Origin of the sequence: Desulfobacter sp. UBA2225 (assembly GCF_002348205.1) — a bacterium.
GTDB lineage: Bacteria > Desulfobacterota > Desulfobacteria > Desulfobacterales > Desulfobacteraceae > Desulfobacter > Desulfobacter postgatei.
Genome location: NZ_DDYV01000231.1, coordinates 1 through 11,394 on the forward strand (window position 1 = coordinate 1; position 11,394 = coordinate 11,394).

General features: G+C 47.2%; 10 protein-coding genes and 1 pseudogene. 4 read left to right on the top strand and 7 right to left on the bottom strand.

Going from position 1 to position 11,394, the window contains the following annotated elements; all coding sequences use genetic code 11:
- Positions 1–638: aldehyde ferredoxin oxidoreductase C-terminal domain-containing protein (locus B3D59_RS11635; RefSeq protein WP_286819908.1), on the top strand; the 638-nt coding region annotated here is incomplete at its 5' end.
- Positions 639–647: 9 nt separating this feature from the next.
- Here the strand turns inward: B3D59_RS11635 and B3D59_RS11640 are convergent.
- From B3D59_RS11640 to B3D59_RS11665, 6 genes are all read right to left on the bottom strand, one after another.
- A complete protein-coding gene (locus tag B3D59_RS11640) occupies positions 648–1,379 on the bottom strand; it encodes a UPF0280 family protein (RefSeq protein WP_349676890.1) in 732 nt (243 codons plus the stop codon).
- Between the two features lie 16 nt (positions 1,380–1,395).
- A complete protein-coding gene (locus tag B3D59_RS11645; RefSeq protein WP_286819909.1) occupies positions 1,396–2,562 on the bottom strand; it encodes a deoxyguanosinetriphosphate triphosphohydrolase family protein in 1,167 nt (388 codons plus the stop codon).
- Between the two features lie 4 nt (positions 2,563–2,566).
- Positions 2,567–3,448 carry an Mrp/NBP35 family ATP-binding protein gene (locus B3D59_RS11650; protein WP_286819910.1) on the bottom strand — a complete coding sequence of 294 codons (882 nt, stop codon included), beginning with the start codon at positions 3,446–3,448 and terminating at the stop codon, positions 2,567–2,569.
- A 61-nt stretch (positions 3,449–3,509) separates the two neighbouring features.
- Positions 3,510–4,313 (bottom strand): hypothetical protein, encoded by an 804-nt coding sequence (locus tag B3D59_RS11655; protein WP_286819911.1) that lies wholly within the window; start codon positions 4,311–4,313, stop codon positions 3,510–3,512.
- Positions 4,310–6,052 (bottom strand): tetratricopeptide repeat protein, encoded by a 1,743-nt coding sequence (locus B3D59_RS11660; protein ID WP_286819912.1) that lies wholly within the window; start codon positions 6,050–6,052, stop codon positions 4,310–4,312. Before B3D59_RS11660 ends, B3D59_RS11655 begins: the two co-directional genes overlap by 4 nt.
- Before the next feature lie 37 nt (positions 6,053–6,089).
- Entirely contained in the window at positions 6,090–7,052 is a 963-nt protein-coding gene (locus tag B3D59_RS11665; RefSeq protein ID WP_286819915.1) for a sigma-70 family RNA polymerase sigma factor, read from the bottom strand.
- Positions 7,053–7,361: 309 nt separating this feature from the next.
- Here B3D59_RS11665 and B3D59_RS11670 point away from each other — a divergent pair, with 309 nt between their 5' ends.
- The 3 genes from B3D59_RS11670 to B3D59_RS11680 are packed head-to-tail and all read left to right on the top strand — an operon-like array spanning position 7,362 to position 10,333.
- On the top strand, positions 7,362–8,249 hold the full coding sequence (locus B3D59_RS11670; RefSeq protein ID WP_286819916.1) for a phosphoribosylaminoimidazolesuccinocarboxamide synthase: 888 nt from the start codon (positions 7,362–7,364) through the stop codon (positions 8,247–8,249).
- A gap of 3 nt (positions 8,250–8,252) precedes the next feature.
- Positions 8,253–9,212, top strand: coding sequence for a ParB/RepB/Spo0J family partition protein (locus B3D59_RS11675; RefSeq protein WP_286819917.1), 960 nt, complete (start codon positions 8,253–8,255; stop codon positions 9,210–9,212).
- An 11-nt stretch (positions 9,213–9,223) separates the two neighbouring features.
- A complete protein-coding gene (locus B3D59_RS11680) occupies positions 9,224–10,333 on the top strand; it encodes a spore photoproduct lyase family protein (protein WP_286819918.1) in 1,110 nt (369 codons plus the stop codon).
- A 113-nt stretch (positions 10,334–10,446) separates the two neighbouring features.
- Here B3D59_RS11680 and fusA read toward each other — a convergent pair.
- Positions 10,447–11,394 (bottom strand): annotated as a pseudogene (gene fusA / locus B3D59_RS11685) (elongation factor G); the annotation flags it as partial.

The window sequence follows — 11,394 nt, forward strand, 5'->3', positions numbered from 1 at the left end:
AGCATGACGAGGCCTGGCTGATTTTTCTGGACATGGTTCACAACTTCATACCCACCTTTGAAAATAAGGCCGAAGCCCTGCACTGGTTCCCCATGCTCAGAACCTGGTTTGGTCTGTGCGGTCTGTGCAAATTGCCGTGGAATGATATTGTCCCCGAGGACAACAAAGAGACTGCCGAGCCGGCCAAGGTGATTAAACATGTGGCCTGGTATGCGGATTTTTTCTCTGCGGTTACCGGCAGAAAAGTCGGCCCGGACGACCTGATCACTATGAGTGAAGCCGTATACAACTTCCAGCGGATTTTTAATCTTAAGATGGGATACGGCACCCGGGAGCATGACACAGTACCCTACCGTGCAATGGGTCCTGTGACCAATGAAGAGTACGAATCGCGGGCCGAGCGGTACGACACACAGTTGAAGGAGACCTATGGGATGGATATTACCGCCATGGATACCCAGGCTAAAGTGGCGGCCCTGCGAAGTAAGCGTGAAGAACAGTACGAACTGCTTAAAGACGCAGTATACACACGTCGGGGCTGGAATTCCAACGGGATCCCTACCGTTGCAACCGTCAAACGCCTTGGCATTGATTTTCCCGAAGTGCTTAAGGTGCTTGAAGCCAACGGGGTGGTGTAATATTTGTTTTCATAATTTGACCAGTTCCAGCCCCCCCCACAGCCCAATATGTTTTCCTGAAATAATGACAAGGCCCTGGACCCCGGTCATGCCTCTGCCTGCGGCAATGGCCTTTTCAATGTCTTTGGGCGTCTGGACCAGATTGCAAATTGCTGTGGCCGCAGCATCGGCCAGGGCACAGCAATCTGCCAGTACTGAAACGGCATCGGCCTTGCCAAAACTTTTGGAGTGGCCCACGGTGCCAGAGGAGGTGCACATGGCAAACGACACGGGGCGCCGGCCCACTTTAATACCGGTTTTCATGCTCAAGGGTGATGATCCGGCATAAATGGTGAATATGGTATGGGTATCTGATTTTATAAAAATATCGCCGCCGTTTTCCACAAGGAGATTTGAAGACCATTGAAGCAGATCCCTTCCCACACTCTGGGCCACAGCCCCTGCCACGGCTGCCATGGGGCCGACACCGGCCGTTTTTGCCGCCATGGTCATTTCAGAAATGATTTTAGGCGCGATCCCCGGATCGGGCAACGGCGTCAGGCTGTCGGCAAACCTTGGACAACGCGCGATGTGATTTTCAATGTACTGGCGATGCTTCAGAATAGACCGTACAGCCTGTTCACTGAGATTCGAATCAGCCTGGATATTGAGGTTGGTTTCCTTTACGGTTACATTAAAGTTGACAAGCCCCTGTTTTTGGTGGCAAACGCGGTATATTTTGCGGTTTTCAAACATTGGCATTTAAGGTGTTCTGCCGCTACACCCAGTCAATGGGAACAGGGCGTAAATGCTCCGGGGCCTGGCGGATAAAATAGGAATCGGTCATTCCGGCAATGAAATCCCGGGCAATTTCGGCATGGGTGTGGTTCAAACGGTAGCTGTCATCCATGCCGTTGAGAAACCGGGAATAAATAACGGAAGACCCATCTGCTTTAATCAGGTCGTTCATGTATCTGTCAAACAAACATTTGAAAATATCTTCAATGCCTGTGAGATGTCGTTTTATTAGGGGATTTTTGTAAATAAATTGGTAGTTGAACTGCTTTAATTCTTTTAGGGCATCCGCCACTCTTGGGGAAAAGCCTATAAAATCCTGGTCAATGCTTGTGTTGATCAAGTCCGTGACCAGATTAAAAACAATGGTGCCCTGGGTCGCCCCTAAACGTTCACGGCAGGTCCCGGGAAACTGGTCCCGGGTCACAATATTTAGGCGGACAGCGTCCTCAAAGTCCCTTCCGATATAGGATACCGTGTCGGCGATGCGGACCACGCACCCTTCCATGGTCATGGGCAGTACATCATCCGTGGTGCCCGCCTGAATTTGTCTGACGATCCTATCCAGATCTGCAAAATTTCTTGGCGGTGCCGGGGTAAGCGTCCTTGCATGGACCTCTCCGTTGTGGCAGACAATGGCGTCCAGGGTCTGGAGGGTCAAATTCCAGCCTTTGCCGTTTCTCTCAATGACATCTAAAAACTGCATGCTTTGAAGGTTATGGTGGAACTGACCAGCCCCAGCTGCCTGGGTAAGGCGGGAGAGAAAACGTTCACCGTCATGACCGAAGGGTGTATGACCGATATCATGTCCCATGGCTGCCGCTTCAATAAGATCGGTGTTCAGTCCAAGATACCGGCCAATGGTTCTTGCCACCCGGGAAAGCATCTGTACATGCAGAACCCGGTGGGTAAGATGGTCATTATTGATCAGGGAAAAAACCTGGGTTTTATCACTGTAACGGGTGTAGGCCAAAGAGTTGAGGATACGGTCCGCGTCTGCAGAAAAAGCAAGGCGGTATTCGGTCTCAGATCTTGGCTCCGAATACCGCCGGAGAGCATTTTTGGAAAAACAGGCCCGGATGCCGAGGATTTGGGATTCCCTTTGTTCAAGGCCGGCTTTCAGTGCCCGGGGTGTTTTGTCCAAAGTCAATTAATCATACCTCAAGCTGTTTGAGGATATTTTCCACCACCTTTTCAAATGCGTCTTTAAAGGGACCGGGCGCCTCATACATCATCACGGGCACGCCGTCATCTCCGGATTCCACGACGCGGGTGTCAAAGGGGATGGACCCTAGGAAATTTAAGCCCTGTGCCTTGGCGGTTTTTTCTCCGCCGCCGCTTTTAAAAAGATCAATATGCTTATTGCAGTGGGGACAGGTATATCCGGCCATGTTTTCAATTATACCAAGGGTTTCCATTTTTACGGTTTTACAAAATGAGATGGATTTGCGGACGTCTGCAAGGGCCACTTCCTGGGGGGTGGTCACGATGATGCCCCTGGCATCAGGAATGGTCTGTACAACGGTGAGCGGTTCATCGCCTGTACCCGGAGGGGCGTCAATGACCAGAAAGTCCAAGTTTCCCCAGGCAACGGAACCTACAAACTGCTTGATAATCCCGGTTTTTGCAGGGCCTCTCCATATAACGGCCTGGTCCTTGTCCTGCATCAACGCCTGAACACTGACCACCGTGAGGTTTTCGTTGATCCGTTTGGGCAATAGCTGCTTGGTATCGGGGGCAATATCTAAAAGTTCCGTTATGTTGAACATCTGGGCAATGGAAGGCCCATGCACATCCACATCCATAAGCCCTGTTTTATATCCTTTTTTTGCAAGGGTTGCTGCAAGATTTGCTGATACGGAGCTTTTGCCCACACCGCCTTTGCCGGACAGAACAAAAATTTTATGTTTGATTCTGGCCAGATTGTCCTTGATCATTGCTTCCATTTCCATCCGTTGTTTGTCAGCGTCATTCTGGGGGGTCTTGGATGAACAGCTGCTTGCTTTTTTGGCCTGGTCAACGTTTTTGTGAATCATAATTTATATTTGTCTCCTTATGAGGTTTGGTAATAATAACACCGTCTAAATATGTTCATTTTCATGATCCTGTCAACCTGAATACGGATTCTTTTATATGAATATTGGGCATAATATCGTTCAAAGCAATCTTCATGATTCTTTGGTCCCCGTCTTTTATGGTTATGACACCGGGCAGAATGAAATTATCGCGTTTGAAAAATTGAGAATACCATATTCCCAAAATGAGATTCATTTTTTTATCGAGCACCCGATACCTGGTGGGTATTCCGGTTTCGTTCATTAAACATTCCTGAATTTCTGAAGAGAATGATTGTGAGGCAAAAACAGTATTCGGCTTTTCAGGAAGAATCCAGGCCCGGTCAAAGGGTCGTTTCGGCACCTTTCCAAGAAGAAGGCTGACCAGTTCAGACAGACGCAAGGGGATATTGATGTAAGGATCAAGATCCGGGTCTTTAGATGCAGCTGAATGGGGCTCGTGAGCACCGGTGTGGGAGGCAAAGGTGACCCACTGGCCGGTCGAGGCAATGGTTTCAACAGGATGACCTGACATAAGCAGGGTCATGCGCAGGCGGTTGGGCGACTGGGCCGCCCAGATAATTTTATATTTTTCTTTACGCCCCCCCTGGATTAGGGTCAATTCGCCTGTGCCCTTGGATGTGGAAATCTGTGCATTGAACGCCTGGATGCGGTTTATGATATCTTCGGCATGGGTGTCTGTCTGTTTACCGGATTGAAGTCCAAGCAGGACGCACCCGGGTCCTGTGAATATGACAGTAAAAAGCAATATCGTAACAACGCCGACGCTGGAACGCCAAAGATCAAGATCTTTCACTTGCCTGAAACTCAGATATGCTGGTATCATTGTACGGGATTTTCCAAATTTTTAAGTTTTTCCTTGATTTCCCTGATCTCTTTTTCATGATCCGGTTTGGCATTATCAAGGGCTTTTTTATACATGGCAATCGCCTTTTCCCGCTGTCCTGTTTTAAGGTAGGCATCTGCCAGGTGGGCGGCAATGACGGTTTCATATTCAGATAGCTCAACAGCTTTCTCAAGGTAAAAAATAGCCTTGTCATACGCCTGTTTTTTAAAATATACCCACCCCAGACTATCCATGATATAGCCGTCTTCCGGTCGGATCTCAAGGGCCCGTTGTACCAGTTTCAGAGCTTGATCAAGATGAATGCCCATTTCTGCATAGGTATAACCCAGGTAATTGAGAGCTGATGCATGCTCGGGATCGAGTCTTATAATGTTTTTCATGGTTTCAATGCTTTTCCGTCGCTGTCCTGCAGCATCCAGAACAACACCAAGCTTGAACAGTAACTCCGTATTTTGGGGAGCCTCTTTTAATGCACCCTGCAGCATGGTGACGGCAATGTCATGACTGTTGTTTTCCTGGTAAAATGAGGCCAGGTAAGAGGTGATGTCAATGTCTGCCGGACTTTGTCTGTGGTGCTGTTCCAGAAATTGAATTGCATCTACTGTGCGGTTCATGTCCCTGTAGAGAAAAGCAATACTTAAAATTGTTTTTTTATACTGGGGATGATCGGGCGTGACTTTAAGATAACATTCAATGGCCTTGTCCGGTTTTTCTAATCCTTCATAAGCCATCCCCAGGAAAAAATTGATGTTGGCGTTCCCGGGGAGTGCTTTCCCGATCTGGGACAAAACCGTAACAGCATCCTGGTATCTATCCTCGGGCATCAGGATCTGGGCAATATTTAATACCAAATCTGTATTCTTTCGGACTTCCCGAGCAAGTACGGCAAACATATCATCTGCGTTTTGATAATCCTTGGCGTTAAAATATAACAGACCAAGCTCTATCAGTGCCCTTTCCTCTCCGGCGTCTACACTAAGAACCTGCTTGAGAACCTTTATGATTTCTGCCTTATTTTTTTCTTCACCCATGGTTTTATACACATCTACCAGCCGGAAGCTGGGTTCTATAAGATCAGGCTCAAGTTCAAGGGTTTTAAGGTAAGACCTCTTAGCCGCTTCAGGGTTGCCGGCTATCCGCTGGGTCTCTCCCAGGTAGAAATAGGCAACATAATAGTCGGGAAATATGCTTGCCATACGGGAAAACAGATTCATGGCTTTCAGGGTCATGCCCTCATCCATATACACTTTTCCCAACCGTAAAAAGGTTTCTTTATCTTCTGGCTCAAGCTCAAGTATCCGTTCCAGCAGGATGGTCATGTCCTTCTCATCCCCTTTTTTCAGCCGGGCAAGCAGAAGAAGGTTTTCCACATCATCAGGATATTGTTCTGCCAAAAGCTGGGCAAGCGCCATGGCCTGGCCTGACTTTTCTTGTTTCTGCAAGCAGATGATATATTCGCGCTGCAGAAAAGAGGAGTCCGGATCTTTTGCAATGGCCTTTTCCAGAGCTTTTTGCGCCAGATCAGTTTCATTTTTAATCTCGTAGAGCCGCGCCATAAGATAGTAGTATGACGCCTGGAAATCACTCTCCTGGTCGGCAACATTTTCGCTGTCCGCTTGTCCCAGGATAGGAGCTCCCGATTCCTTGATACAGCCTGAAACAGAAAAAAAGCTTAAGGCTGAAGCCAAGGCCAGGATACACACGGTAAGGTGTTTCATTAACGGAATGCCTTTTTAAACTCTTGGAATACGAATATTACTGGTCATGGTCATACATGTCAAAATCCGGCATATCTTTTTTAAAATATGCTTTCATTTTTTTTATGATGTTGTTTTCAATCTGCCGGACCCGTTCCCTTGAGATGTTGTAGACTTCACCTATTTCCTGAAGGGTTTCGGGGGAATCTGAAAAAATTCTGCGATCGAAAATATCCAGTTCGCGTTCGTTCAGTGTCTTTTTAAACTCATCCACCTTCGTGTACAGGATATCTTCGATCTCTTTTTTTGCCAGGAGGTCTTCGGAGGAATCCGAATCAACGTTAATAAATTCAATGCGCTCGGTATTTGAATCATCTTTAAGCGGTTCATCCAAAGAAAGATCCCAGTTGGCAAGCCGCTGGTCCATATCCACCACTTCCTGTTCAGACACGCCCAGGCGTTCGGATAACAGCTTGGGTTTGGGATCAAACCCCTGTTCAATGAGCATCTGTTTCTCTTTTTTCAATCTGAAAAAAAGCTTGCGCTGTCCCTGGGTGGTCCCAATTTTGACCATTCGCCAATTGTCCATGATGAATTTGAGGATATATGCCTTGATCCAAAATGATGCATAATAGGAAAATTTGACATTTTTATACGGGTCAAATTTTTTTACGGCCCGGACAAGACCAATATTGCCCTCCTGAATGAGATCAAGAAGATTCTGCATCCAGATGCGTTGAAATTCCAAAGCAATCTTTACCACCAGGCGCAGGTTGGAAGTGGTCATTATATAGGCGGCTTCCTGGTCGTTATCATCCTGAATCCGCCGGCCCAACTCTATTTCCTGCTCCCGGGTCAAAAGTTTATATCTATTGATTTCATTAAGGTAACTTTGAATGGGATCTGATTTGACCAGGGCTTTTGACGTGCTGGCCGTGGTTTTGCGTGCGGGTACCAAAAAGTCCTTCTTGGTCAGTTTTTTAGTAACTGTCGGATTCTCTTGGTCAACAATATTTTCCATTTAGGAACCTTTAACTTTAATTAACTTAAACCTTATTACTATCATACTTTGATTTAAAGCGATATAGTTGCATATTACTAATTGATTATCTTGTGTTTGGACGAAAAGTCATCCATCTGCGCCTCGCGTCTGGGCGAAGTTTCGTCCAAATACGGTTTTCCGTTCAGGCACTGCCTTAAAAAGGTGCAGCCCTTGAAAAAATAATTTTTAAGGTTAATTTTATCGGTCTGATAGTAAAATTAATCATTGTATGATAAATTTATTTTCAAAATTTTTAAATAAATTAAATTGTCAGGATAGGAGGAACGCTTGAGCATTATACCCGGAACAGAATATGAAGGTTTGCCGCTGATCAGACAAGGAAAGGTCAGGGACATTTTTGATACGGGCGATGCCCTGCTCATGGTCACAACCGACCGGCTTTCCGCCTTTGACGTGGTCTTGCCTGACGCCATTCCGGACAAGGGTAAGGTATTGAACCAGATCTCGGTATTCTGGTTCAAACAGATGGAAAGCATCGTTAAAAATCATATTATCAGTACGGATGTAAATGATTATCCGGTGGCGTTTCACAAATACAAAGACAAGCTTGAAGGGCGCAGCATGCTGGTGAAAAAAGCTGAGCCCATGGCCGTGGAGTGCATTGTCAGAGGCTATATTTCAGGCTCGGGGTGGAAATCCTATCAATCTGAAGGTCATGTGTGCAATATCAAGTTGCCCCAGGGGCTCAAGGAGTCCGACAAGCTTGAGACACCTTTATTTACCCCGTCTACCAAGGCTGAAATCGGTGATCATGACATCAATATCGGCTTTGATGAGGCTGCAAATCTTCTTGGGAAAGAAACCGCAGAAAAATTGCGTGACCTGAGCCTTGAAATTTATAATCGCGGTGCAGCACTTGCCCTGGAAAAAGGTATTATCATTGCCGACACAAAATTTGAGTTTGGTCTGCTTGATGGTGAAATTATACTTATTGATGAAATCCTGACTCCGGATTCATCCAGATTCTGGCCCTTGGATGATTACACACCCGGCAGGGGACAGAAAAGTTTTGACAAACAGACTGTAAGGGACTGGCTGACCAATTCGGGTTGGGGTAAAACGCCGCCGGGTCCCAAATTGCCCCAGGAAATCATTGACAATACCAGTAAAACCTACAAGGAAATTTTTACCCGGCTGACCGGAAAAACCATCTGATCCATGACAGAAATAACAGTTACTGATATCCCGGTCTCTGAGATTGATCTTTCAGACACCGGGTTTCGCATTACAGGGCTACACCATGATATTGAACATCTATCGGCTTCCATTTCCCAATATGGGATCATGGTCGCGCCCCTGGTGTTGTGCGGATCGGATAAATACAGTGTGGTGTCCGGGTTCCGGCGGATTGAAGCCGCCAGGTATGCGGGATTGTCCCGGATAACCTGCCGTGTCATGCCTGCAGGAGAAAAATCGGTTGCGGCCATGGCCGCTGTAATTGAAAATGCGTTTTCAAGGGAACTGACACCTGCAGAACTCGTTCGCGCTACAGCGCTTTTATTTCGTTTCATGGATGCTGAAAGTATCGCAAAAAACGCTACATCCATCTTCAACAGGCCGCTGAATACCGCGTATATTAATACGCTGGCGCGTATCCATGCCATGCCTGATTCTGTTCTCGATCTTATGGATGAGGGCAAGATATCCATTAAGGCATGTAAAAGCCTTGTATCTATGGATGCAGAAAGCATGACTGAATTTTTGCATCTTTTTTCTCTGATCAAAGTATCTTCGGGCATCCAGATGGAGATCATTGCATGGGCAAAGGAGATCTGCGCCCTTGAAAAAATGAGCCTTTCAACCCTCATTCAGGAAAGTCCCCTGGGAGGTAAGGAGAGCGATGAGCACAGGGATATGAGTGCCCTTGGAAAGCAGTTCAAGGCGTTTCTTGCCCAAAGACGTTTTCCTGCGGTCACAGCAGCCAAGAACCAGGCCCAAGAACATATCAAAGCACTTGAACTGGATTCCGGACTTCAACTGGCGGTTCCCGAAAATTTTGAGGGATTGGTCTATGCCATGCAAATGGAATTTAAAAATATGGATGAGTTTAAAACACGCCTCAACCGCCTGGCGCAACTTGCAGACCACCATGACTTCAAATCCCTTCTGGATAGATAAAGACAGATAAAATGATCAATCCAACCCGGGTATTCATAGACAAAGATCTGAATCTGACGCCGGAAATTGAGTACCTGATCTCAAGGGTCAAACCGACACCGGAGAAGGTTGGGGACTCAAGACCTGTATATGACCTGATCAATCAGGCTGATGATCCCGTGGGCTTTGCCAAAAAAGTGCTTTACATCACCAGCAACAAGGGCGCTTTGATCCGCCAGTGCCCGGGCACCAGCTACTACACCTGCTGTGATTACACCATCTTGCATTGCGGCACCTATTGCACCATGGACTGCGCCTACTGCATCCTGCAAGCCTATTTTCACCCTCCCGTGCTCCAGTATTTTGCAGGCTTTGACCAGTACACTGCCGCACTGGACCCGATTTTTCAAGGGAACAATATTTTTCGCATCGGCACCGGTGAGTACACCGACTCCCTGATCTGGGAACCTGTCAGTCTCATGCCCAGATTTCTGGTTGAAAAATTTGCAGCCCAGGATCGGGCGGTTCTTGAACTGAAGACAAAAACCGTTAATATAGATACGCTTCTTGACCTGAACCATAACCGGAAAACGATTCTGTCCTGGTCCGTAAATACCCCTGAAATGATTGCATCACAGGAGCGGGGTACAGCCGGTCTTGCCGCACGGCTTAAGGCTGCGGCTAAAGCCGTATCAAAGGGGTTTCGGGTGGCATTTCATTTTGATCCCATTTTTTTGTATCCTGGATGCGAAAATGCTTATGAAAATGTGATTGAAGCCATTTTTAACCATGTTCGCCCAAAAGATGTTGTATGGATTTCCATTGGTACTTTCAGGTTCATGCCCCATTTGAAATCCATTATTGAAGCACGTTTTCCGGAGTCAACCATCCCCTACGGAGAGTTCATCACAGGACTCGACAATAAAATGCGATATTTCAAACCATTGCGCATCGCCATGTACCAGCGCCTTGCTGCCGTGTTCAGACAGATTGCCCCAGACGTTGCCGTCTATTTCTGTATGGAAGATGAAGAGGTGTGGATGAAAACCTTTGGTTTTTTTCCGGGAAAACCCAAAGCGCTTGCCCATATGCTGGACCGGGCTGCCGCAGACCGTTGCGGATTAGACAACCGCCTGCTTTAGCCCGATTATTTTATTCCCCTCTATTCAAAAAAAGTAAGCCTTTCGGATGATATATCCGAAAGGCTTACTAAGCGCATACCACCAGGTCGAACCCAATGGATTAAATATACGTATTAGGCTTCTTTTTCAGCATTGACCTGATCAATAATTTTTTTTGCCAGGTCCGCCGGTACTTCATCATAGACTTCAAATTCCATAGAAAAGGAGCCTCGACCACCGGTCATGGAACTTAAATCCGGTGCGTACCGCAGCATCTCGGACATGGGCACCAGTGCGTTGATGATCTGTTTGTCACCTTCGGAATCCATGCCGACTACCCGACCGCGCCTGGAGTTGAGATCACCCATGATATCACCTGTGGCATCATCGGGCGCCTTGACGGATACCTTCATAATGGGTTCAAGTAAAACGGCATTGGCCTGGGCTGCGGCGTTTTTAAATGCCAGAGAGCCGGCCGTTTTAAATGCCATTTCCGAAGAGTCAACTGCATGGTAGGAACCAAAATCCAATGTGGTACGGAAATCCACACAGGGAAATCCCGCCAGAATACCTTTGTGCATGGCCTGCCGGATACCTGCCTCAACTGCAGGAATATAGTTTTTAGGGATCACGCCGCCCACGATCTTATCCACGAACTCGTAACCAGATCCTTTGGGAAGGGGCTCAAGTTCGATCCAGCAGTCACCGTACTGGCCATGGCCGCCGGACTGCTTTTTATGTTTGCCCTGGACCCTTACTTTTTTCTTGAAAGTTTCACGATAGGCCACCTTGGGTGTAGCAATGTCCATACCCACGTTAAATTTACGCTGGATTTTTTCTGCGGTGACTTCAATATGAACCAGACCGCGGCCGGAGAGAATGGTCTGGCGCGTCTCTTCTTCACGGCGCAGGGTAAGGCCGGTATCCTCTTCAAGGATCTTACGCACGGCTTCGTGGATTTTATCTTCATCGCTTTTGGACTTGGGAGAAATGGCAAAGGAGATGCACGGGGGCAACGGTGCCGGTGCCGGAATTTTGATGCTTTTTCCGCTGGTCAGGGTATCCCCTGTCAGGGTATTTTT

Excerpts from the sequence above, each read along its gene's own strand:
- B3D59_RS11640 (WP_349676890.1), bottom strand. The coding sequence starts at position 1,379 with ATGCCAATGTTTGAAAACCGCAAAATATACCGCGTTTGCCACCAAAAA.
- B3D59_RS11650 (WP_286819910.1), bottom strand. The coding sequence starts at position 3,448 with ATGATTCACAAAAACGTTGACCAGGCCAAAAAAGCAAGCAGCTGTTCA.
- B3D59_RS11655 (WP_286819911.1), bottom strand. The coding sequence starts at position 4,313 with ATGATACCAGCATATCTGAGTTTCAGGCAAGTGAAAGATCTTGATCTT.
- B3D59_RS11660 (WP_286819912.1), bottom strand. The coding sequence starts at position 6,052 with ATGAAACACCTTACCGTGTGTATCCTGGCCTTGGCTTCAGCCTTAAGC.
- B3D59_RS11665 (WP_286819915.1), bottom strand. The coding sequence starts at position 7,052 with ATGGAAAATATTGTTGACCAAGAGAATCCGACAGTTACTAAAAAACTG.
- B3D59_RS11675 (WP_286819917.1), top strand. The coding sequence starts at position 8,253 with ATGACAGAAATAACAGTTACTGATATCCCGGTCTCTGAGATTGATCTT.
- B3D59_RS11680 (WP_286819918.1), top strand. The coding sequence starts at position 9,224 with ATGATCAATCCAACCCGGGTATTCATAGACAAAGATCTGAATCTGACG.